General features: G+C 59.0%; 21 protein-coding genes. 14 read left to right on the top strand and 7 right to left on the bottom strand.

Features of this window, described 5'->3' with window-relative positions; genetic code table 11:
• Window positions 1–5 precede the first annotated feature (5 nt).
• The 7 genes from ACTJJ1_RS05120 to add all read left to right on the top strand — a co-directional run bounded on the left by ACTJJ1_RS05120 (window position 6) and on the right by add (window position 5,178).
• Window positions 6–320 carry a PTS sugar transporter subunit IIB gene (locus ACTJJ1_RS05120; RefSeq protein ID WP_006324987.1) on the top strand — a complete coding sequence of 105 codons (315 nt, stop codon included), beginning with the start codon at window positions 6–8 and terminating at the stop codon, window positions 318–320.
• Entirely contained in the window at window positions 313–1,680 is a 1,368-nt protein-coding gene (locus ACTJJ1_RS05115) for a PTS sugar transporter subunit IIC (RefSeq protein ID WP_004943944.1), read from the top strand. The genes ACTJJ1_RS05120 and ACTJJ1_RS05115 overlap by 8 nt, the downstream gene beginning before the upstream one ends.
• The gene (locus tag ACTJJ1_RS05110; RefSeq protein ID WP_006324985.1) at window positions 1,667–2,509 is read left to right on the top strand and encodes a class II fructose-bisphosphate aldolase; all 843 of its coding nucleotides are present in this window, start codon (window positions 1,667–1,669) and stop codon (window positions 2,507–2,509) included. Before ACTJJ1_RS05115 ends, ACTJJ1_RS05110 begins: the two co-directional genes overlap by 14 nt.
• A gap of 193 nt (window positions 2,510–2,702) precedes the next feature.
• Entirely contained in the window at window positions 2,703–2,972 is a 270-nt protein-coding gene (locus ACTJJ1_RS05105; RefSeq protein ID WP_440832617.1) for a hypothetical protein, read from the top strand.
• 9 nt (window positions 2,973–2,981) lie between these two features.
• The gene (locus ACTJJ1_RS05100) at window positions 2,982–3,419 is read left to right on the top strand and encodes a PTS sugar transporter subunit IIA (RefSeq protein WP_004943933.1); all 438 of its coding nucleotides are present in this window, start codon (window positions 2,982–2,984) and stop codon (window positions 3,417–3,419) included.
• Entirely contained in the window at window positions 3,416–3,994 is a 579-nt protein-coding gene (locus ACTJJ1_RS05095) for an AAA family ATPase (protein WP_006324983.1), read from the top strand. The genes ACTJJ1_RS05100 and ACTJJ1_RS05095 overlap by 4 nt, the downstream gene beginning before the upstream one ends.
• A gap of 185 nt (window positions 3,995–4,179) precedes the next feature.
• Window positions 4,180–5,178 (top strand): adenosine deaminase, encoded by a 999-nt coding sequence (gene add / locus ACTJJ1_RS05090; protein ID WP_004943928.1) that lies wholly within the window; start codon window positions 4,180–4,182, stop codon window positions 5,176–5,178.
• Between the two features lie 32 nt (window positions 5,179–5,210).
• Here the strand turns inward: add and ACTJJ1_RS05085 are convergent, their stop codons facing one another.
• The 3 genes from ACTJJ1_RS05085 to araC all read right to left on the bottom strand — a co-directional run bounded on the left by ACTJJ1_RS05085 (window position 5,211) and on the right by araC (window position 8,354).
• Complete coding sequence (locus ACTJJ1_RS05085; RefSeq protein WP_004943926.1) at window positions 5,211–6,206, bottom strand: bile acid:sodium symporter family protein; 996 nt, start codon at window positions 6,204–6,206, stop codon at window positions 5,211–5,213.
• Window positions 6,207–6,281: 75 nt separating this feature from the next.
• On the bottom strand, window positions 6,282–7,322 hold the full coding sequence (locus tag ACTJJ1_RS05080) for an oxidoreductase (RefSeq protein ID WP_440832614.1): 1,041 nt from the start codon (window positions 7,320–7,322) through the stop codon (window positions 6,282–6,284).
• A 114-nt stretch (window positions 7,323–7,436) separates the two neighbouring features.
• Complete coding sequence (araC, locus tag ACTJJ1_RS05075) at window positions 7,437–8,354, bottom strand: arabinose operon transcriptional regulator AraC (RefSeq protein ID WP_440832612.1); 918 nt, start codon at window positions 8,352–8,354, stop codon at window positions 7,437–7,439.
• Between the two features lie 91 nt (window positions 8,355–8,445).
• Here araC and ACTJJ1_RS05070 point away from each other — a divergent pair, with 91 nt between their 5' ends.
• Entirely contained in the window at window positions 8,446–8,640 is a 195-nt protein-coding gene (locus ACTJJ1_RS05070) for a hypothetical protein (RefSeq protein WP_440832610.1), read from the top strand.
• Window positions 8,641–8,657: 17 nt separating this feature from the next.
• On the opposite strand, the gene araH is transcribed toward ACTJJ1_RS05070, so the two are convergent.
• From araH to ACTJJ1_RS05055, 3 genes are read right to left on the bottom strand one after another with little or no spacing between them, the layout of a single operon-like run.
• Window positions 8,658–9,641: an L-arabinose ABC transporter permease AraH gene (gene araH / locus ACTJJ1_RS05065; protein ID WP_440832608.1), complete on the bottom strand. Its 984-nt coding sequence runs from the start codon at window positions 9,639–9,641 to the stop codon at window positions 8,658–8,660.
• Between the two features lie 17 nt (window positions 9,642–9,658).
• A complete protein-coding gene (araG, locus tag ACTJJ1_RS05060) occupies window positions 9,659–11,194 on the bottom strand; it encodes an L-arabinose ABC transporter ATP-binding protein AraG (RefSeq protein WP_004943902.1) in 1,536 nt (511 codons plus the stop codon).
• 60 nt (window positions 11,195–11,254) lie between these two features.
• Entirely contained in the window at window positions 11,255–12,238 is a 984-nt protein-coding gene (locus tag ACTJJ1_RS05055) for an arabinose ABC transporter substrate-binding protein (RefSeq protein ID WP_004943900.1), read from the bottom strand.
• Between the two features lie 362 nt (window positions 12,239–12,600).
• On the opposite strand from ACTJJ1_RS05055, the gene ACTJJ1_RS05050 reads away from it, so the two are divergent.
• The 6 genes from ACTJJ1_RS05050 to rsxC all read left to right on the top strand — a co-directional run bounded on the left by ACTJJ1_RS05050 (window position 12,601) and on the right by rsxC (window position 20,113).
• On the top strand, window positions 12,601–14,286 hold the full coding sequence (locus tag ACTJJ1_RS05050) for a ribulokinase (protein ID WP_004943898.1): 1,686 nt from the start codon (window positions 12,601–12,603) through the stop codon (window positions 14,284–14,286).
• Between the two features lie 36 nt (window positions 14,287–14,322).
• Complete coding sequence (gene araA / locus ACTJJ1_RS05045; protein WP_006324974.1) at window positions 14,323–15,828, top strand: L-arabinose isomerase; 1,506 nt, start codon at window positions 14,323–14,325, stop codon at window positions 15,826–15,828.
• Between the two features lie 147 nt (window positions 15,829–15,975).
• Window positions 15,976–16,416 carry a DUF2569 domain-containing protein gene (locus ACTJJ1_RS05040; RefSeq protein ID WP_004943890.1) on the top strand — a complete coding sequence of 147 codons (441 nt, stop codon included), beginning with the start codon at window positions 15,976–15,978 and terminating at the stop codon, window positions 16,414–16,416.
• A 145-nt stretch (window positions 16,417–16,561) separates the two neighbouring features.
• A complete protein-coding gene (rsxA, locus tag ACTJJ1_RS05035; RefSeq protein WP_004938443.1) occupies window positions 16,562–17,143 on the top strand; it encodes an electron transport complex subunit RsxA in 582 nt (193 codons plus the stop codon).
• A complete protein-coding gene (gene rsxB, locus ACTJJ1_RS05030) occupies window positions 17,143–17,715 on the top strand; it encodes an electron transport complex subunit RsxB (protein WP_004943888.1) in 573 nt (190 codons plus the stop codon). Before rsxA ends, rsxB begins: the two co-directional genes overlap by 1 nt.
• Window positions 17,708–20,113: an electron transport complex subunit RsxC gene (gene rsxC, locus ACTJJ1_RS05025; RefSeq protein ID WP_440832604.1), complete on the top strand. Its 2,406-nt coding sequence runs from the start codon at window positions 17,708–17,710 to the stop codon at window positions 20,111–20,113. The genes rsxB and rsxC overlap by 8 nt, the downstream gene beginning before the upstream one ends.
• 92 nt (window positions 20,114–20,205) lie before the next feature.
• On the opposite strand, the gene ACTJJ1_RS05020 is transcribed toward rsxC, so the two are convergent.
• The gene (locus ACTJJ1_RS05020) at window positions 20,206–21,099 is read right to left on the bottom strand and encodes a helix-turn-helix domain-containing protein (protein ID WP_004943883.1); all 894 of its coding nucleotides are present in this window, start codon (window positions 21,097–21,099) and stop codon (window positions 20,206–20,208) included.
• Window positions 21,100–21,118 lie beyond the last annotated feature (19 nt).

The following is a 21,118-nucleotide window of genomic DNA, read 5'->3' as shown; positions in this document are numbered from 1 at the left end:
TGTCCATGCTTAAAATACTGTGTGTTTGTGGCTGCGGCCTCGGCTCCAGCTTTGCCATCGAAATGAGCGCAAAAGCGGTGCTGAAAAAATTAGAGATTGAAGCCGATATTGATCACACCACAATCTCTGAAGCCAGCGCCTTTAAATCAGATATTATTCTTACCCAAAAAACCTTCGCCGATATTTTAAATGCCGACGCCAGCGAAGAAGAAAAAAAACGGGTCATTGTTCTCCACCGGCTCACCGATAAAGTGGAAATAGAGCAAAAGATTGTGGCCTTTTTGAAAGAGCGCGACATGAAGGGCCCCCATCATGAGTAGCCTGATCGATTTTATCGTCAAAGATCTGCTTGGCCAGGCGTCGATCCTGATTGCCTTTATCGCCATGCTGGGATTGTTGCTGCAGAAAAAATCCATCGGCAAAGTCGCCGAGGGCACGTTCAAAACGCTGTTGGGCTTTCTGATCATGATGGCGGGAATCAACATCATCGTCGGCGCACTGACCTACCTGAACAGTATCTTCACCCACGGCTTCGGCATGACCGGTTACATCACCGACGTCGCCGCCATTGCCGGCCTGGCCAACCGCGAACTGGGTTCTGAAGTGGCGATGACGCTGCTGGTGATTTTCGCCGTGAATATCATCATCGCCCGCATCACCCCGTTCAAATACATTTTCCTGACCGGGCAGGCGTTGTTGTGGATGGCCACCATCGGCGCGGTGATCGGCTATAAAGCCGGGTTGACCGGGATGCCGCTGATTTTGACCGGCGGGATCTTTGGCGGCGTGATGGCGGTGTTGATGCCGGCGCTGGCGCAGCCGGTAGTGCGCAAAATCACCGGTTCAGACGAGGTGGCGCTGGGGCACTTCTGCACCATCGGTTATCTGGTGCAGGCGGCGGTCGCCAAGGTGGTCGGCAAAGGTTCGCGTTCCACCGAGGATCTGGAATTACCCGACAACTTCAAGTTTCTGCAAGACACCTATCTGTCGATGGCGGTGGTGATGATCCCGATGTACCTGATCCCCGCGCTGGCGGCCGGGCCGCAGTTCATCGCCCAATACGCCGGCGGTATGAATTACCTGATGTACTCCTTTATGCAGGCCATTCAGTTCGTCGCCGGCGTGTTTATCCTCTACAGCGGCGTGCGTCTGTTGCTGAATGAGCTGGTGCCGGCGTTTCGCGGCATTGCCATGCGCATCGTACCGGATGCCCGCCCGGCGCTGGATTGCCCGGTGTTGTTCCCCTATGCGCCCAATGCGGTGATTGTCGGCTTCCTGGCCACGACCCTGGGTTCCATCATCGGCATGATCGTTTTCCCGATGTTCGGTCTGGCGATGATCCTGCCCGGCCTGCTCACCAACTTCTTCGCCGGCGGCACCGCAGGCATTTTCGGTAACGCTCTTGGCGGGCGACGCGGCGCGATGATCGGTGGCGTGGTTCACGGCCTGTTCATCACCTTCCTGCCGGCCATTCTGGTGCCGATGCTGGAAAGTTACGGCTTTGTCGGCGTGACCTTCAGCGATTCCGACGTCATCAGCAGCGGCCTGGTGATGGGGCATGCCTTCCAGGGCAACTGGCTGTTCATCGCCCTGTTTATTGTCTTCGTCACGCTGATTGCGTGGTTCGTTAACGGTAAATCAACCAAACACCCTGAGGGGAAAGTCCATGAAACTCTATAATTTCAACGAACTGTTATCCGTTGCCAAGGCCCGCGACTTCAAGGCGATAGGCTCATTCAATCTTCATTGCCTGGAGATGCTGCCGGCCTTTTTCAAGGCGGCCAAGGCCACCCACAGCCCGCTGATGATCCAGATCTCCACCGGCACCGCCGAGTACCTGGGCTACCGGCTGCTGGTTGATTCCGTGCGCTCGCTGGCGGCAAGCGAAGACGTACCCACCTGTCTGCACCTGGATCACTGCTCGGACATCGCCTCGATCGAAACGGCGATTGATGCCGGTTTCAGTTCGGTGATGTATGACGGTTCGCACCTTGATATGGACGAAAATATCGCCAATACCCGCAAGGTGATCGACATTGCCCGCCAACGTAACGTCTCGGTGGAGGCTGAACTGGGCGCCATCGGCGGTTCGGAGGACGGCAAGGCGGTCGCGGAAGAGGACATCTGTTTTACTGCCGTAGAAGACGCCAAGCGCTTTGTAGACGAAACCGGGGTCGATATGCTGGCCGTGTCGGTCGGCACCGTCCACGGGCTGTACACCGGCAAGGCGCATATTCAGCACCAACGCCTGGCGGAAATCACCGCGGCCACCCATACCCCGCTGGTGTTGCACGGCGGCACCGGGGTCAGCGATGAAGACATGCGGCGCGCGGTGGCCGGCGGCATTGAAAAGGTCAACGTGGGCACCGAGATGAACGTGCAGTGGGTTGGGCGCTGCAAGCAGACGTTTGAAAAAGGCAAAGTGAACGACAGCGTGCGGAAATTCCTGATCCCGGCCAATAATGCCGTCACCGAGGTATTAACGGAAAAGATCGGTCTGTTTAAATAACGGTTGTCATTAGTTCTTAATATATACCCTGTGCATTTCAAGTCGCGGTCAAGCGGTTAACTCATCAGTCCCGGATCCCCCGCTATTGCAGGGGCGAGGCATGCTGCGCCTGCCGGAGTCGGGGCCGTATATATTCGGCCGATTGATACACCCTGCCGCGGCGTGAAAGGCGCAGGTATAGACTGGAGAATATATGTTTAATTTTATGAAACGTCAGCGGGAAAAAGAAACGCTGCCCGCCACGAATTACGATGATGAAGCCAATGAAATTGCAGCCGAAATTAACGCACTGGAACGGCGGTTGGCGGCAACGCCGGCGGACGGCGAAATCCATAAGACATTAATGCTGGCCTATAATCGGGCTGTAAAGATTTACGCCAAAAGCCAGCATCATCGCCAACATATCGATACCATTTTTATCAAAATGGACGAGCTGCGCAATATTATCAGGAAAAATCTCTGAGGGATCATGATGACAATTAAACAACTGCTGCTTGAGGCCGGCGCCATACAGGTCGGCGTCAAGGAAACGGACTGGAAAAAGGTCATTACGCTAGCGGCACAGCCCTTGGTGGATAACGGCTATATTCACGCTTCTTATTATCAGGCGGTGATCAGCAATACGCTGGCCCACGGCGCTTATTACGTGTTTGACGAAGGCATCGCCATCCCCCACGCACGGCCGGAGTGCGGCGTGATTAAAAATTGCTTCAGCATGGTGTTGCTGGAAGAGCCTATCGCCTTTCAGGACAGCGAAAAGGCCGATATCGTTATCCTGTTCGGCGCGACCGACAGTAACCGGCATATCGAAGACGGCATTCGCGCCATTGTCGATTTGCTGGACAATAAAGAGCGGCTCGACAAACTCCGCGCCGCGAAAATATGGCAAGAAGTGGTGGACATATTATGACTCTGGCGAGCGGAAAAACCGTCATTCTGGTCAATGGCATTCCTGCCTCGGGCAAAAGCACCGTCGCGCAGGCCTTGGCGCAGCATTTCGGCCTGCCGTATCTGACCCTCGACGGCATCAAGGAGCCGTTTATGTCGCGGCTGGACAACGTGGATCGGGGGCTGAACCGGCGGCTTGGCTGCGCCGCTTATGAAGCCATTTGGTCAATCGTGGCGCAGGCACCGGAATGCTGCACTTACGTTATCGACGCCTGGTTCGGCTTTCAGCCCAGAGAGCCGTTGCGTCATTACCTGCGTGAAGCCGGGGTGGCGCAGCCCCTCGAAGTGTGGAACCAGATTTCCGGCGATCTGGCGGCCGAACGTTATGGTTCGCGCATCGGCCAACGGCCCAAAGGCCACCCCGGCGCAGAGTATTTGCCTGAGCTGCGGGCGCTGGCAGAACGCGCCACCCCGATGGCCCTCGGCCCGGTGTTCCGGGTTGAGCAGGCCCTGCCGGTGGAGGTAGGCAGGATTGTCGATTGGCTGGCGGAGTACGGCATCGGTGGCGCCAACATCGGTAAGCGGATGGCGGGTTGATGCTTTCCGCGATTGCGGGTCAGAGCAAACACGGGAACGTCTTGCCCGCCATTAGCCAAAAATGCGACGCCGCCCGCAATTAATGTGATTTTCATCACTTTTTTATGCAACGTAATGGCAATTTTCATTATTTTGTTTTTATACTGATATGCACTTTACCTACAACAAAATAACGAGTGCAGATCATGATTGACTCCCGCCTACCGCTTACCGACATTCACCGTCACCTCGACGGCAACATCCGTGCGCAAACCATTCTCGATCTGGGCCGTCAGTTCAATCTGGCCCTGCCCGCTGACGAGCTGGAAGCGTTGCGCCCGCACGTGCAAATCACCCATGCCGAACCGGATCTGATTAGCTTTCTGCAAAAGCTGGACTGGGGTGTGGCGGTGCTGGGCGACCTGGATGCATGCCGCCGGGTAGCCTACGAAAACGTAGAGGACGCGGCCAATGCCGGCCTGCACTATGCCGAGCTGCGCTTCTCGCCGTATTACATGGCGATGAAACACCAACTGCCGGTGGCTGGGGTAGTCGAAGCGGTGATTGACGGCATTCGTTCCGGCGTTCGCGATCGGGGCATCGATGTCCGCCTGATCGGCATCATGAGCCGTACCTTTGGCGAAGCGGCCTGTTTGCAAGAGCTGGAAGGCCTGCTGGCGCACCGCGACGGCATTACCGCGCTGGATCTGGCCGGTGACGAGCTGGGCTTCCCGGGCAGCCTGTTCCTCAGCCACTTCAACCGCGCCCGCGACGCCGGCTTGCGCATTACCGTGCACGCGGGCGAAGCCGCAGGCCCGGAAAGCATCTGGCAGGCGATCCGCGAGCTGGGTGCCGAACGTATCGGCCACGGAGTGAAAGCGATTGAAGATCCGGCGCTGATGGACTTCCTGGCTGAACACGGCATCGGCATCGAATCCTGCCTGACCTCCAATATTCAGACCAGCACCGTCTCTTCTCTGGCCCAGCATCCGCTGGCGAAATTCCTGCGCCACGGCGTGCTGGCCTCGATCAACACCGATGATCCGGCGGTTCAGGGCATCGAGATCGAACACGAATATCGGGTAGCGGCGCCACAAGCCGGGCTGACGCCGGCTGAAATCCGCACCGCACAGGAAAACGGCCTGAAAATGGCGTTCCTCAGCGAGCAGGAAAAGCAGGCTCTGCGCGATAAAGTGCAGGGCTGATTAAGCAAGGGGCGCGTATAACGCGCCCCGGTTTATTTCACCGCCAGCGCCTCCCGCTGTTTGGCGGTTTTGCGCGCATAGCGCTGCGCCAGTACGGCGCACACCATCAATTGCACCTGATGGAAAATCATCAGCGGCAGCACCATGGCCCCCACCGCAGCGGCCGGAAACAGCACGTTGGCCATCGGAATGCCGTTCGCCAGGCTCTTTTTCGAGCCGCAGAACACAATAGTGATCTCATCGGCGGTATCGAACCCCAACCAGCGCGCAGTGTAAGTGTTGATAATCAGCACCACCGTCAGCAGCACCAGCGACATCACCAGAATGGTCAGCAGCGACCAGCCATCAATGCGGTGCCAGATGCCTTCCACCACCGCCGCGCTGAACGCGGTATACACCACCAGCAATATCGATGAACGGTCAGTGATGTTGATCAGTTTACGGTGGCGATCGACCCATTTGCCAATCAACGGCCGCGCCAAATGCCCCACCACAAACGGCACCATCAGTTGCAGAATTATCGAACCAATGGCGTGCACTACGTCGGTGTTCCCGCCCTGAGTATGCATCAAGGCCCCCACCAACAGCGGCGACAGGAAAACGCCTAGGATACTGGACGCCGAGGCGCTGCAAATCGCCGCGGCCACGTTACCGCCCGCCGCAGAAGTGAATGCGATGGCCGACTGAACCGTTGCCGGCAACGCGCACAGATAAAGGAAGCCCAGATAAACCGTCGGCGTCATCAGCCCCGGCACCATCCAATTCATCGCCAGCCCCAATAGCGGGAACAGCGCGAAAGTGCTGAGAAACACCACCAGATGCAGTTTCCAGTGGCTCATGCCGGCGATAATCGCCTCGCGCGACAGCTTGGCGCCATGCATAAAGAACAACAACGCAATGGCGGCGGTAGTCAGGCGTTCGAAGAAGGTTTTCCATACCCCTTCGCAGGGGAAGATCGAGGCGACGATCACCACAAAAATCAGGACCAACAAAAACTTATCAATGCGCAGACGCTGTAACCAGGACATGAATCGGGATCCCTCGAAGAGTAAAACGGGTTCGGCAAGCGAACCCGGAACCGTGGATGGCGGAAGCTACGGCGTTCAAACCACCGGCAACGCCTTTTGCTGTTTCGCAGACTCAATGCCCAGCTCGATCATTTCCATCACTTTGATGGCGTCGCCAGCCGGCACCGGGTTTTCGCCCTCGCCGTTAATCGCATCGCGAATTGCCGCGTAATAGGACGGGTAGTTGCCGGGAATGCTCAGCAACGGCTTCTCCGCCAGTATGCCATCGCGTGACAATGTCACTACGCCGTCACGCATATCGTAGCCCCAGTCGGCCTGCGGCAGGCGCTCACCAGCTTTCAGGCGATCTTCCTGCGGATCCAGCCCGAACTTGATAAAGCTGCCCTGGGTGCCGTGCACGATATAACGTGCGGTTTCCGCCGCCGCCAGCACCGTGCCATGCAGCACCACCCGGCGATTGCCGTAGTTCAACACCGCGTGGAAATAATCCACCGATTGCGAGCCAGGGCGCAGTTCGCCCAGATCGACAAACAGCGTTTGCGGCTTGCCGAACAGTTGCAGCGCCTGATCGATCAGGTGCGGCCCCAAATCGTACCAGATGCCGGTGCCGGCGCCGGCCTGCTCGCGCCAGCGCTGACGCACTTCCGGCCGAAAGCGATCGAAATGCGACTCAAAGTAAACCACTTCGCCGAGCGCGCCTTCTTTCAGCAGCGCCTTGAGCGTGAGGAAATCGCTGTCCCAGCGGCGGTTGTGGAACACCGACAGCAGTGTGCCGCTCTGTTCCGCCTGCCGTTTCAATTCTTGCGCTTGCGACAATGTCACGGTAAAGGGTTTGTCTACCACCACGTGCTTGCCGGCGGCCATCGCCTGCTGCGCCAGCGGAAAGTGGGTATCGTTGGGGGTGGGAATGACGATCAGATCGATAGAGGGGTCGTCGAACAACGCCTGCGGATCGCTCACTACCGTCATCGCAGGCCAGTCGGCGTGCACTTTGCCGGCATCGCTGCTGGACACGGCGGCCAGTTCTACGCCCGGGGTGCCGACAATCAGCGGCGCATGAAAGGTTTTGCTGGCATAGCCGTAACCCACCAGCCCAACCCGAATTTTTTCTGCCATGGTATTTCCTCTTGCTGGCTCGCTATAGATCCATCCGATTTGACACCATGACGCAGGCGGGAACAAGAAGTAAATTAGGCTGCGTCCGGCGACGAACCCGGACACAGCCTTGCGTTAACTGCTCACCGCCGCGTAAGGCGATTGGCGCTCGCTTTTCACCGGGTAGTTAATCTCCAGGCTGCGGCGGCGGAAATCGCTTGGGCTGACCCCCACCCGCTTGCGGAATACGCGGGAAAAATAGAGCTGATCGTCATAGCCCACCACCCGGCCGATGGTGGCGATCGACTCCTGCGTGGTCTGCAACAACAGCTTGGCGCGGATCACCCGCTGATCCTCGCGCCAGCGCAGGATATTGATGCCCACCTGCTCACGGAACAGGTGCGCCAGCCGCGACGGCGACAGGCAGACATGACGCGCCACCTCGTCGATGCGCAACTCGCCCGCCAGGTTGCCGGTGATGAACTGACAGGCCTCGATGACGCGTGGATCCATGATTTTCTGCGGGCTGAGCGGATCTTCTTCCATCGCGCGCAGCAACAGGCGTTCCAGCAGGTTCATGCCCAGCTCTTCCGCAAAGCGGCGGCCGGAGCGCTGGGTCTGTTCGATATTGGCGAACAACCGGTCGAATTCCAGCAGCAGGTTGTTGTTTGGCAGCGTCAGGCGCCCCACTTCATGGGTTTTGCTGTGCCATTCCAGCCAGTCGGCCCAGTAGGCGCGCGGGCGGAAATAGACCCAGCGGTGATACCAACAGTCGCTGTCCGGCGAACGGCCGTAGTAATGGGATGCCTTGGGAGGAAACAGCAACAGGTCGCCGGGGTTGCAGTAAAAGGTGTCCTCGCCGTCAAACACCTTGCCCTGGCCCTTGATGGTCAGGTTGAGAATATAGCCCTTCATGCCACCGGGGCGATCGATAAAGAAATCCAGCGGGCCGTCCGCCATGATCGGCGTCAGCCCGGCCACCAGATAGGCATTGAAGGTGTAACCCGGTAACAGCGGGTTCGGTTGCGGTTCCTGTGCCATGCGATGATACATCGGTCCTCCTCAAACGGCTTGTATTGTGAGGTTGATGACAAAGTTGTCTTTGAGTCCGAGATACCCGGGCCTGGCGCACCGAGGGGCCATTATGGGACACATCCCTGTGTCCCACCCTTCGGGCGACATGAAGTCGTTCCAATTTGCTCCCGGCAAATTGGTCGACGGCCAAGGCCGTTACGACCCCTTCGGCACGCTCTCCCTAATAACGGGCTTTGTCAGCAGTCTGGTATACGTAGTGTATCGGCCCGGCAGATTACTGCCTGAGCCGATGGCAGAACTGTGAGCAGGGTTAACGATTTTCTACAGCGTGCGTTTGGCCTGCTGTTTGTAGCGGTCGAAAATTACCGCCGCCAGCAGGATCACGCCGCGCACCACATATTGCGAGAACGGCGAGATATTCAGCAAATTCATCGCGTTCTCTACCGTGCCGAGGATCAGGATGCCGGCGATAACGTAGGAAATCTTGCCGATACCGCCCTTCAGCGACACCCCGCCCAGCACGCAGGCCGAGATCACGATCAGCTCATAGCCGATCGAGGTCATCGGCTGGCCGCTGGTCATGCGCGAAGCCAGAATGATGCCGGCGGCGGCCGAAACCAGCCCGGACAGCACAAAGATGATGATTTTAGTGCGCACCACCGGCACCCCAGCCAGCCGCGCCGCCTCTTCGTTGCCGCCGATCGCCAGCGTATTGCGGCCAAAGGTGGTTTTGTTGAGCAGGAAACCGAACAGGATCAGGCAGGCGACGGTGATCCAGATCGGCGCAGGCAACCCCAACCAGTTGGCGTAGCCCAGGGTGAAGAAGCGCTCGTCTTCAATGCCCACCGCTTTGCCGTCGGAAATGATGTAGGCCAGGCCGCGCAAGATCTGCATGGTGGCCAGCGTGGTGATCAGGGCGTTGATTTTCAGCTTGGCGATGACAAAACCGTTAATCAACCCCGACGCCACGCCCAACAGCAGGCCGGCGCCTACGCCGATCCACAGGCTTTCGGTCAGGTTGATCACCACCGCCGTGGTAACCCCGGCACAGGCGATGACCGAGGCGACGGACAGATCGAAGTCGCCGGAGGCCAGGCAAAACAGCATGCCGCAGGCCACCATGCCGGACATGGATATCGCCAGCCCCAGCCCTTTCATGTTGATGAAAGAACCGAAGTTAGGCACAAACACTACGCAGGCGATAAACAGCACCGCGAACACCACCAGCATGCCGTAGCTGTCCCAGATACGCGCCAGCCCCCGGCCGCTGCGGTTTTTCACAGAATGGGTCGTTATGGTCGACATCTCTTTCTCCTTCACAATCAAGCCACCGCCACAGCGGCATCAGGGGCAATATCGGGGGTGCGCAGCATCGCCAGGCTGAGGGCTTTTTCCTCGCTGGCATCGTCATGCAATAATTCGCCGGAAATGGCGCCTTCGCGCATCACGATGATGCGGTCCGCCAGCCCCAGCACTTCGGGCAAATCGCTGGAAGCGAACAGCACCGCGATGCCCTGCTGCGCCAGTTGGTAAATCACATGGTAAATTTCATGCTTGGCGCCGACGTCGATACCACGCGTCGGCTCATCCAGCAGGATCACTTTCATTTCTTCCGACAGCCAGCGGCCCAGAATAGCCTTCTGCTGGTTACCGCCGGATAAATTCATAATCAGCTGACCGGCACTTGGGGTTTTGATATTCAGCGCACGGATGTGATGGTCGGCATTGCTGACTTCCCAGCCGTTATTGATCAGGCAGCCTGCGCGAATGCTTTTGCGCCGCGCGCTGATGTTGATGTTGTCGCGCACCGAATGCACCGGAATGATGCCGTCCGCCTTGCGGTCCTCCGGGCACAGCATGATGCCGGCACGGATAGCGTCTATCGGCGAACGGATGTCCAGCCGCTGGCCATCCAGCGTCAGTTGCCCGCGGCTGACCCGCGTAGCGCCGAAAATGCCCTTCATCAGTTCGCTGCGCCCGGCGCCCACCAGGCCGAACAACCCGACAATCTCCCCGGCGCGCACGCTCAGATCGATAGGGGTTTTGACGCCCGGTGCCTGCAATCCCTGCAGCGCCAGCCTTACCGGCCCCAATTCACGCGGCTGATAACCGTAGACGTCACCGAGATCACGGCCCACCATCGCCTGCACCAGTTGCGCGTTGTTGACCTGGCTCATGTCGTCAAAGGTGCGCACATAGCGGCCGTCTTTGAATACCGTGATGGCATCGCTGAGGGCAAAGATCTCCTCCATACGGTGCGAAACGTAGAGGATCACCCGCCCTTCGGCGCGCAGTTCACGGATCACCCGGAACAATTGCTCAATCTCTCTGGCGGACAGCGAACTGGTCGGCTCGTCAAACGCGATCACCTTGGCGTTGCGCGCCAGCGCCTTGGCGATTTCCACCATCTGCCACTGACCGATCGACAGGTATTTCAGCGGTGTATCCGGGTCGATATCCAGCCCGAGATGTTCCAGTTGCAAGCGGGATTCGTAACGCAACAGCTTGCGATCCACCAGCCCGAGTTTGGTCGGCAACTGGCCGAGATAAATGTTCTCAGCCACCGTCATTTCCGGCACCAGATGCAGCTCCTGGTAGATAATCGCGACCCCGGCGTTCAAGGCATCGGTGGTGTTGGTGAACTGAACCGGCTGGCCTTTCAGCTGAATTTCGCCCTGGGTCGGCGCGTAGTTGCCGCTGAGGATTTTCAGCAGCGTGGATTTCCCGGCGCCGTTTTCCCCCATCAACGCGTGGATCTGCCCGGCCTGGCAGCTGAAACTGATATCGTCCAGCGCCTTCACGCCCGGGAAGGTTTTACCGATGCCTTTAAACGTCAGATACGGCAATGCGGCGGTCATAATGCGATCCTCCTGCGGTCAAAAATGCCGCCCGGCGTTACGCTGCGGGCGGCTCGGTGATTACATCAGGCCTTTTTTCTGCAGTTCGGTTTTAAAGTTGTCGCGGGTGATCAGCACCACGTCTGTCACTTCGGTAAATTTCTGCGGCTCCACATCCTTTGCTACCCAGTCATGCAGCATCTGAATGCTCTTGTAGCCGTGGATGTCCGGGCTTGGCAGCAGCGACCCGTAGAAACCGGTGGCCTGCGCCTTGGACAGTTCGCTGACCGCATCCACGCCGTTGATGCCGATGCCGATCACATTAGGCGCCTTGAAGCCCTGGCCTTCGGTGGCGCGCACGCCGCCCAGCACGGTGTTGTCGTTCATGCCGACAATCAGCCAGTTTTTCACTTCAGGATGCTGCACCAGCATCGAGTTGGCGGCGTCGAACGCCCCCGGAATATCGTTGGACTTGGTCGGTACCGAGTAGATTTGTTTTTCCGGGAAGCCGGCCGCTTTCAGCGCGGCAATCGAACCGCCGGTGCGGCGACGGGCGGTGTCCAGTTCATCGGCGGTGATCGCCATCACGGCGGTGTCCGCCGGTTTCCAGCCGCGTTTGTTCATCTCTTTCCACAGCTCCTGGCCCTGGCGTTCACCGATTTTGGTGGCCGCCATCATCACCAGCGGCACGCTGTCCATAGGTTTGCCCTTGGCGGTGACAAACTGATCGTCCACGGCGATCACTTTCAGGTTGTAGCTGCGCGCTTTGGCCATGATCGCCGAGCCGAGTTTCGGATCCGGCGTGCAGATGACAAAGCCCTTGGCTCCGCTGGCCGCCAGGCTATCGATGGCGTTAAGGGTTTTTTCCCCGTCCGGCACGGCGATTTTGATCACGTCGAAACCGAGATCCTTACCGGCCTTGTCGGCAAATTTCCATTCGGTCTGGAACCAGGGTTCCTCGGGCTGCTTGACCAAAAAACCCAGCTTCATGGTCTCGGCGACAGCCGAATGTGACATAACGGCCGCCAGCCCCAGTGCCGCCAACGCCTTAGTGAATTTATGCATGATGCTCTCCGCAGTTTTGTTCTCTTCGGCGAATAAATTCGCTCGCCGTGAAAACGTTATCATTAGGGTGCCTGTTGTCGGTGCGTCGCTTGTTTGCGCGGCATCTCCCAACACCAGCTGTAAGACGGATTAAGTTTTAGCGGGTATTTGTTGCCGAAATGTAGAGCGCTATCACATCCGTGGATTACAGCAGATATGTGCATATATTTAGCGAATTCCGCCAAGCATTAACTTATGACAAGCGTCACAAAATCACTGTGCGAAGCAGAAAAGTGCATACTTCCAGCTAATGGCTCCTCACCTGCCCACCGCTCCCGCTCCTATGGTTGTCACAGCGTATTTACACATCAGGAGTCAACATCATGACGGCAGACGCTATTGCCCTGGGATTGGACTTCGGCAGCGATTCGGTGCGGGTATTGGCGGTTGACTGCCATAACGGCCAGGAGCTGGATACCGAAGTGGTTTACTACCCTCGCTGGCAGCGCGGCGAATTCTGCAACGCCGCAGAAAACCGGTTCCGCCACCACCCGCTCGACTATATAGAAGCCATGGAACAGGCGATCGTCAGCCTGGTGCAGCGCATGTCTCCGCAGCAACGGCTGCAGGTGATCGGCATCGGGGTCGATTCCACCGGATCCACGCCTGCGCCGATTGACGAGCAAGGCAAGGTGCTGGCGCTGCGGCCGGAGTTTGCCGACAACCCGAACGCCATGTTTGTGCTGTGGAAAGATCACACCGCCATCGAGGAAGCCGACGCCATCAACCGGCTTTGCCGCAGCGGCGATTTCCCCGACTATTCTCGCTATATCGGCGGCGTCTATTCATCCGAATGGTTCTGGGCCAAGATCCTGCACGTTTCGCGCCAGGACGCAGAGGTCCGCCAGGCCGCCGCCTCTTGGGTGGAACTGTGCGACTGGGTGCCAGCGCTGCTGTCCGGCACCACCGCCCCACAGAATTTAAAACGCGGGCGCTGTAGCGTCGGGCATAAAACGCTGTGGCACCCCGACTGGGGCGGCCTGCCGCCGAAAGCGTTTTTCGCCGCGCTCGATCCGCTGTTGGTCGAAGACTTGCCCTGGCCTTTGTTTGAAGACTCCCACACCGCCGATTTGCCGGTCGGCACGCTCACCGCCGAGTGGGCCGCACGCCTCGGGCTGCCGCAGAGCGTGGTGTTATCCGGTGGCGCGTTCGATTGCCATATGGGCGCGGTGGGTGCCGGGGCGCAACCCTATACCCTGGTGAAGGTGATTGGCACCTCCACCTGCGACATCCTGATCGCCGATCGTCAGCGGGTCGACGGGCGCGCAATCGAAGGGATCTGCGGCCAGGTCGACGGCAGCGTAGTGCCGGAACTGATAGGCCTGGAGGCCGGGCAATCGGCCTTTGGCGATATGTATGCCTGGTTCAGCCGTTTGCTGAGCTGGCCGCTGCATGAGGCGGCGAAAAACCACCCCGAACTGCAACCGCAGTTGAAACAGATTGAAGCCGGCCTGCTGGCCGCGCTGACCGAATCCTGGGCCAACAATCCGTCGCTGGATCACCTGCCGGTGGTGCTGGACTGGTTTAACGGCCGCCGCACTCCCTATGCCAACCAGCGTCTGAAAGGCGTGATTACCGATTTGAACCTCGGAACCGACGCGCCGACGCTGTTTGGCGGATTTATTGCCGCCACCGCCTTTGGCGCCCGCGCCATCATGGAATGCTTCGAACGGCAGGACATCCCGGTCGACAACGTGCTGGCCATGGGCGGCATCGCGCGGAAATCACCGACGATCATGCAAGCCTGCGCCGACGTGATGAACCGCCCGCTGCAGATTGTCGCCTCCGATCAATGCTGCGCGCTGGGTGCGGCGATCTTCGCCGCCGTAGCCGCCGGCCGTTTCAGTAACGTGCCCGAGGCGCAGCGCCAGATGGCCTGCGGCATCGAACGCACGCTGCAGCCGGATCCGCAGCGTGTCACGCGCTATCAACAGCTTTATCAACGCTATCAGCAATGGTGCCTGGCCGCCGAGCCGCGCTACGCCCCTGGCGCAGATTCGCCATGCTGAATCCCGATACCCAACGCTAACCCCCAGGAGTCTCTGATGGATGCATTTAAGCAGCATGAAGTCTGGTTCGCCATCGGCAGCCAGCACCTGTACGGCCCGCAAACCCTGCAACAGGTCAAGGCGCACGCCGAACAGGTCGTGGAAAGTCTCAACCGTGAGGCGGGGTTGCCGGTAAAACTGGTGCTGAAGCCGCTGGTTACCACACCGGATGAAATTACCGCCCTGTGCCGCGACGCCAACTATCGCCAGGAGTGCATCGGCATCCTGACCTGGTTGCACACCTTTTCGCCGGCCAAGATGTGGATCGCCGGGCTGTCTATCCTCAACAAGCCGCTGCTGCAATTCCATACCCAGTTCAATGCCCAGGTGCCTTGGGACAGCATGGATATGGACTTTATGAACCTGAACCAGACCGCCCACGGCGGCCGTGAGTTCGGCTTTATCGGCGCCCGCATGCGCCAGCAGCACAGCGTGGTTGCCGGCCACTGGCAGGATCCTGAAGCACACCGCCGCATCGCCCAGTGGATGCGTGCCGCTGCCGCCAAACAGGCGAGCCAACAGCTGAAAGTGGCGCGTTTTGGCGACAACATGCGTGAAGTGGCGGTGACCGAAGGCGATAAGGTCGGCGCGCAGATCCAGTTCGGCTACTCGGTCAATGCCTATGGCATCGGCGATTTGGTCAGCGTGATCAATGAGGTCAGCCGTGGCGATGTGGACACGTTGATTGAAGAATACGAAGCCAGCTATGTGCTGAGCGATGCGGCGAAAATCAACGGTGAAAAGCGCGAGAACCTGATCGACGCGGCACGCATCGAGCTGGGGATGAAGCGTTTTCTGGAACAGGGCAACTTCCAGGCCTTTACCACCAACTTTGAAGATCTGCACGGCATGAAGCAGTTGCCGGGGCTGGCGGTGCAACGCCTGATGCAACAGGGTTACGGCTTTGGCGGCGAAGGCGACTGGAAGACCGCCGCGCTGCTGCGCATCCTGAAAGTGATGGCCGATGGCCTGAACGGCGGCACCTCGTTTATGGAGGATTACACCTATCACTTCCAGCCGGGCAACGATCTGGTGGTCGGTTCGCACATGCTGGAGGTGTGCCCCTCAATCGCCAAAGAAAGCAAGCCGCTGCTGGACATTCAACCGCTCGGCATCGGCGGCAAGGCGGATCCGGCGCGATTGATTTTCTCCACCCCGGCCGGCCCGGCGGTTAACGCCAGCCTGATCGACATGGGCGACCGTTTCCGTCTGCTGGTCAATCAGGTGGATACCGTGGAACAGCCGCACCCGCTGCCCAAGCTGCCGGTAGCGCGCGCCATCTGGCGGGCTCAACCGACGCTGGCCACCGCCGCAGAAGCCTGGATCCTGGCCGGCGGCGCGCACCACACCGTGTTCTCCCAGGCGCTGGACGCAGACCAACTGCGGCTGTACGCCGAGATGCACAACATCGAGTTCTTGTTGATCGATAACGCCACCGCTCTGCCGGCGTTCAAAAACGAAATCCGCTGGAACGAAGCCTACTACCAGCTCAACCGCCGTTAATCTGTCGGCAGCCGGGGCAAAACCGGCTGCCGGTAGCCAAACGTGCTGCCCTTGCCCCATTGTCCCGACCATCCGCTTGATATTGATGACTAACCCCCTATTACCCGCTAAGCTATGCGGCTTCATGTCTTACCCAGGAAGCCGTTTATGTCTCAAGCTGAATACACCCGTATTGGCGGTTGGTTGCTGGCCCCGATGGCCTATATGATTGTCACCCTGCTTAGCGCCAGCCTGATGATGCTCCTGTATGGCATGGCGATTTTCATGCCGGAATCGCGCGAATACCTGCTGACCAACGCCCAGGCATTTACCCTGCAATGGTATTTGTCCGTCCTGACCACGCTGGCGATGTGGTGCTTTACCCTGTGGCTGCTGTGGCTGTTTTGCCAGCGCTCGCAGCGTTTCCCCAAACTGTTCCTGGTGTGGTTGTTGATCACCGTGCTGCTGGCGATAAAAGCCTTCGCCTTTTCGCCGGTACCTGACGAGTTGGCGGTGCGCAGTTTGGGTTGGCCCCTGTTGATGGCGGCGCTATTGGTGCCCTACATGAAGCGTTCCCAACGGGTAAAAGGCACCTTTACCGAACGCTGAGTGCCGCTGTGGCACGTTTTGTGCGGATAATTGTGTAAATTTTCGCCAAAAAAGGGCAAAAAGAGCAATAACCTTGCTATCCATATGTTGTCGTTATGCCGCCAATTCCCGATAATAGGCGGCTTTTATTTTTTTAGGCATCGCAATGACCGAATACCTGCTCCTGTTTGTTGGCACCGTCCTGGTGAATAACTTCGTTTTGGTGAAGTTTCTTGGCCTGTGTCCGTTCCTTGGCGTATCCAAGAAGCTGGAAAGCGCCATCGGCATGGGGATGGCGACCACCTTTGTCATGACGCTGGCCTCCGTCAGCGCCTGGGTGATCAACACCTTTATTCTGGTTCCGCTGGATCTGGTGTACCTGCGCACGCTGTCATTCATTCTGGTGATCGCCGTTGTGGTGCAATTTACCGAGATGGTGGTGCGCAAAACCAGCCCGGCGCTGTATCGCCTGCTGGGGATCTTCCTGCCGCTTATCACCACCAACTGCGCGGTGCTCGGCGTGGCGCTGCTTAACGTCAATCTCGGCTACAACTTCCTGCAATCGGCGGTGTACGGCTTTAGCGCCGCCGCCGGTTTCTCGCTGGTGATGGTGCTGTTCGCCGCCATTCGTGAACGCTTGGCAGTCGCCGACGTGCCGGCGCCATTTCGCGGTTCTTCCATCGCGCTGATCACCGCCGGGCTGATGTCGCTGGCCTTTATGGGCTTTACCGGGCTGGTGAAATTCTAATGACGGCGTTATGGATTGCTATTGCCGCGCTTAGCGCCCTCGGCCTGTTGTTCGGCCTGGTGCTGGGCTTTGCCGCGCGCCGCTTTGAAGTGGAAGAAGATCCGGTGGCCGAGCAGGTCGACGAGATCCTGCCGCAGAGCCAGTGCGGCCAGTGCGGTTACCCCGGCTGTCGCCCTTATGCCGAAGCCGTCGCCAACGGCGAGATGATCAACAAATGCGCGCCGGGCGGCGAGCAGGTGATGCTGAAACTGGCAGAACTGCTTAACGTCGAGCCGCAACCCTTGGGCAGCGAAGCCGCCGCCGAGCCGGTGCGCCAGGTGGCCTATATCGATGAAGCCAACTGCATCGGCTGTACCAAGTGCATTCAGGCCTGCCCGGTGGATGCCATCGTCGGCGCCACGCGCGCCATGCACACCGTAATTACCGATCTCTGTACCGGCTGTGACCTGTGCGTTGCGCCGTGCCCTACCGATTGTATTGAAATGAAGCCGGTCGCCACCACCACTGCCAACTGGAAGTGGGATATGAAGACGATTCCGGTGCAAGTGATCCACGTGGAGCAACATGCTTAATCTGTTCGCCGCCTTCAAAAAAGACCGGATTTGGGATTTCGACGGCGGGATCCATCCACCGGAAATGAAGACTCAATCCAGCGGAGTGCCACTGCGCACCGCTCCGTTGGCCGACAGTTTTATTATTCCCCTGCAACAGCATCTTGGACCGGAAGGCGAGCTGTGCGTCAACGTCGGCGACCGGGTGTTGAAGGGCCAACCGCTGACCGTGGGCCGCGGCCGCACGGTGCCGGTACATGCGCCGACCTCCGGCACCGTCAGTGCCATCAAACCGCATATCACCGCTCACCCTTCCGGGCTGGCGGAGTTATGCGTGATAATCCAGGCGGACGGCGAAGACCGCTGGTGCGAACGCGTACCTGTGGCGGACTACCGCCAACTGGCGGCGCAGGATCTATTGCAACGCATTCATCAGGCCGGCATCGCCGGGCTGGGTGGCGCCGGTTTCCCGACCGCCAGCAAGCTGCAGGGCGGCATGAACGGCGTGGAAACGCTGATCCTCAACGCCGCTGAATGCGAGCCTTATATCACCGCCGATGACCGTCTGATGCGCGAACACGCCGACCAGATTATCGAAGGCACGCAGATTTTGCGTCACTTGCTGCAACCTAAAGTCACGCTGATCGGCATCGAAGACAACAAGCCGGAAGCGATCGAAGCTCTGAAGCTGGCGTTGCGCGATCAACCGGGCATCGCCCTGCGGGTGATCCCGACCAAATACCCTTCCGGCGGCGCCAAACAGCTCACCAAGATCCTGCTCGGCAAGGAAGTGCCGCACGGCAAGCACTCTTCCGCCATCGGCGTGCTGATGCAAAACGTCGGCACCGCTTTCGCCATCAAGCGTGCCATTGTCGACGGCGAACCGCTGATCGAGCGCGTAGTGACCCTGACCGGCGATGCGCTCAGCCAGCCGGGTAATCTGTGGGCGCGCATCGGCACGCCGGTGCAGCATCTGTTGAATTTTGCCGGCTTCCAGCCGCAGGCGCAGCAAATGGTGGTGATGGGCGGCCCGCTCATGGGCTTTACCCTGCCCGCCCTTAACGTGCCGATCGTTAAAATCAGCAACTGCATTCTGGCCCCGTCGGTTAACGAAATGGCGCCGCAGGAGCCTGAACAGTCCTGTATCCGCTGCGGTCTGTGCGTCGACGCCTGCCCGGCGGGCCTGTTGCCGCAACAGCTTTACTGGTTCAGCCGCGGCGAAGAACACGAAAAAGCCCGCAATCATAACCTGTTCGACTGCATTGAATGCGGCGCCTGCGCCTTTGTCTGCCCAAGCAATATTCCGCTGGTGCAGTATTACCGCCAGGAAAAGGCCGAGATCAAAGCCATCGATCAGGAAGCCGCACGCACCGCCGAAGCCAAGGCGCGTTATGAAGCCAAGTTGGCGCGACTGGAACGCGAAAAACTGGCGCGTGAAGAACGCCACAAGAAAGCCGCGGTCAAACTGACCGATGACGATCAGGATGCCGTTCAGGCCGCTCTGGCGCGCGTGCGCAGTAAAAATGCCGCGCCGGCGACCGGCACGGTGAGCGGTGATGCCCCAGACAACAGCGAGATGATTGCCGCCCGCGAAGCCCGCAAGGCTCAGGCTCGCGAACGCCGCGCCCAACAGGAGACGACAACCGCTCCAGATGCGGCAACGGCCGCCGAAGGTGAAGACCCGCGTAAAGCGGCGGTTGCCGCCGCGCTGGCGCGGGTAAAAGCCAAAAAAGCCGCGCAGCAAGCCGGCGTTGAAACGCCTGTCGACACCGCGCCAGCCGAACCGGCAGCGCCGGTGGCGGAGGAAGACCCACGCAAGGCGGCGGTCGCAGCGGCCATCGCCCGCGCCAAAGCCAAAAAGGCGGCGCAGCAGGCTGCGGCAGAAACGCCTGACGAAGCCGCGCCAGCCGAACCGGCAGCGGCAGTGACGGAGGAAGATCCGCGCAAGGCGGCGGTTGCGGCAGCCATCGCCCGCGTCAAAGCCAAAAAGGCGGCGCAGCAGGCCGGGGTTGAAACACCTGTCGAAGCCGCGCCAGCCGAACCGGCAGCGCCGGTGGCGGAGGAAGATCCACGCAAAGCGGCGGTCGCAGCGGCCATCGCTCGCGCCAAAGCCAAAAAGGCGGCGCAGCAGGCTGCGGCAGAAACGCCTGTCGATACCGCGCCAGCCGAACCGGCAGCGCCGGTGATGGAGGAAGATCCGCGCAAAGCAGCGGTCGCAGCGGCTATTGCCCGCGTCAAAGCCAAAAAGGCGGCGCAGCAGGCTGCGGCAGAAACGCCTGTCGAAGCCGCGCCAGCCGAACCGGCAGCGCCGGTGATGGAGGAAGATCCGCGCAAAGCAGCGGTCGCAGCGGCTATTGCCCGCGTCAAAGCCAAAAAGGCGGCGCAGAGTCTGGCTACGGCTGAGGCAGATAAAGAGTAAAACGACGGTAGCGCCTTGCCGAACGCAAGGCGCACCAGACTGAGCCCCTCAATTATACGTGAGTGCCGCTGGCGGTCATTTGGGCACGCAGCCTAATCAATAGAAATCAGATAGGTATAATCGACGTCGATCTGACGCATCTTCGAGTCCTGATTCCACTCTTTGGGTTGAATAATTTCCATTTCTACGCTGCCCTGCACCTCATGGCGCAGCCCCGGCATCACATGGGTCACCAGATAAGCGAAGAACTGTAAACACTCTTTCGCCGTGCCCAGATGGTTGATAGAGATATACTCGCGGCCGGGAATATGAATATTGTCGATCTGATGCCCCGAAAGAATATCCTTTTTGTTCTCCGCCTCCACCGCCATCACGTGGGTAGATGACCACTGCTTGTCATCACGGTTACGGGGGGAGTGAATGCTGTACACCCGGCGGCAGTCCACGTTCAGCCCACGGAAGAAATCGGTGAAAATCTCGTCCTTCATCGCCATGCAAGAAGCATGTTCGATTTCCGTTTCACCGGCAAAATCCAGCTGGCGCGAGAAGCCGACCAGTTGCATATCCGGCAGCGTTACACGTTTCACCTCCGGATAGTAATCCGCCGCGAAGCTGGCGTCGAAACTGAAACGCGGCATCAGGTTCTTCACATCCCATTTGTCCATCGAGCGGTAACGGTTAGGGGTGGTGTCGAAACGCTGTTTGAACATGCGCGTGAAGGTCTGCTGGGAGTCAAAGCCCAATTCGTCTGAGATGTCGATGATCGAACGGTGGGTAATGCGTAACGCCACTGCGGCACGCGTCAGGATGCGTGAACGGATGTAGGTGGCGAGTTGAATGCCGGTGATACGCTTGAATTTGCGCTGCAAATGCCACTTGGAGTAGCCGGAAATGCGCGCGACTTCGTCCAGATTAGGCCGTTTCTCCAGATGTATCTCAACCCACTCAATTAATTCTTCAATAAAAAATACATCTTCATTAGTCATTATTATGCATTCACTAACT

The organism is Serratia sp. 22264, from assembly GCF_052045345.1.
Classification (GTDB): domain Bacteria; phylum Pseudomonadota; class Gammaproteobacteria; order Enterobacterales; family Enterobacteriaceae; genus Serratia; species Serratia plymuthica.
The sequence above is the reverse complement of the archived record's forward strand: the minus strand, read 5'-3'. Positions and strand labels throughout refer to the sequence as shown.

Coding starts and splice junctions, on each gene's coding strand:
- ACTJJ1_RS05120 (WP_006324987.1), top strand. CDS start 6: ATGCTTAAAATACTGTGTGTTTGTGGCTGCGGCCTCGGCTCCAGCTTT.
- araA (WP_006324974.1), top strand. CDS start 14,323: ATGGATGCATTTAAGCAGCATGAAGTCTGGTTCGCCATCGGCAGCCAG.
- ACTJJ1_RS05080 (WP_440832614.1), bottom strand. CDS start 7,322: ATGGCAGAAAAAATTCGGGTTGGGCTGGTGGGTTACGGCTATGCCAGC.
- rsxA (WP_004938443.1), top strand. CDS start 16,562: ATGACCGAATACCTGCTCCTGTTTGTTGGCACCGTCCTGGTGAATAAC.
- ACTJJ1_RS05105 (WP_440832617.1), top strand. CDS start 2,703: ATGTTTAATTTTATGAAACGTCAGCGGGAAAAAGAAACGCTGCCCGCC.
- ACTJJ1_RS05100 (WP_004943933.1), top strand. CDS start 2,982: ATGACAATTAAACAACTGCTGCTTGAGGCCGGCGCCATACAGGTCGGC.
- add (WP_004943928.1), top strand. CDS start 4,180: ATGATTGACTCCCGCCTACCGCTTACCGACATTCACCGTCACCTCGAC.
- rsxC (WP_440832604.1), top strand. CDS start 17,708: ATGCTTAATCTGTTCGCCGCCTTCAAAAAAGACCGGATTTGGGATTTC.
- araH (WP_440832608.1), bottom strand. CDS start 9,641: ATGTCGACCATAACGACCCATTCTGTGAAAAACCGCAGCGGCCGGGGG.
- ACTJJ1_RS05040 (WP_004943890.1), top strand. CDS start 15,976: ATGTCTCAAGCTGAATACACCCGTATTGGCGGTTGGTTGCTGGCCCCG.
- ACTJJ1_RS05110 (WP_006324985.1), top strand. CDS start 1,667: ATGAAACTCTATAATTTCAACGAACTGTTATCCGTTGCCAAGGCCCGC.
- ACTJJ1_RS05055 (WP_004943900.1), bottom strand. CDS start 12,238: ATGCATAAATTCACTAAGGCGTTGGCGGCACTGGGGCTGGCGGCCGTT.
- ACTJJ1_RS05095 (WP_006324983.1), top strand. CDS start 3,416: ATGACTCTGGCGAGCGGAAAAACCGTCATTCTGGTCAATGGCATTCCT.
- rsxB (WP_004943888.1), top strand. CDS start 17,143: ATGACGGCGTTATGGATTGCTATTGCCGCGCTTAGCGCCCTCGGCCTG.
- ACTJJ1_RS05050 (WP_004943898.1), top strand. CDS start 12,601: ATGACGGCAGACGCTATTGCCCTGGGATTGGACTTCGGCAGCGATTCG.
- araC (WP_440832612.1), bottom strand. CDS start 8,354: ATGTATCATCGCATGGCACAGGAACCGCAACCGAACCCGCTGTTACCG.
- ACTJJ1_RS05070 (WP_440832610.1), top strand. CDS start 8,446: ATGGGACACATCCCTGTGTCCCACCCTTCGGGCGACATGAAGTCGTTC.
- ACTJJ1_RS05085 (WP_004943926.1), bottom strand. CDS start 6,206: ATGTCCTGGTTACAGCGTCTGCGCATTGATAAGTTTTTGTTGGTCCTG.
- araG (WP_004943902.1), bottom strand. CDS start 11,194: ATGACCGCCGCATTGCCGTATCTGACGTTTAAAGGCATCGGTAAAACC.
- ACTJJ1_RS05115 (WP_004943944.1), top strand. CDS start 313: ATGAGTAGCCTGATCGATTTTATCGTCAAAGATCTGCTTGGCCAGGCG.
- ACTJJ1_RS05020 (WP_004943883.1), bottom strand. CDS start 21,099: ATGACTAATGAAGATGTATTTTTTATTGAAGAATTAATTGAGTGGGTT.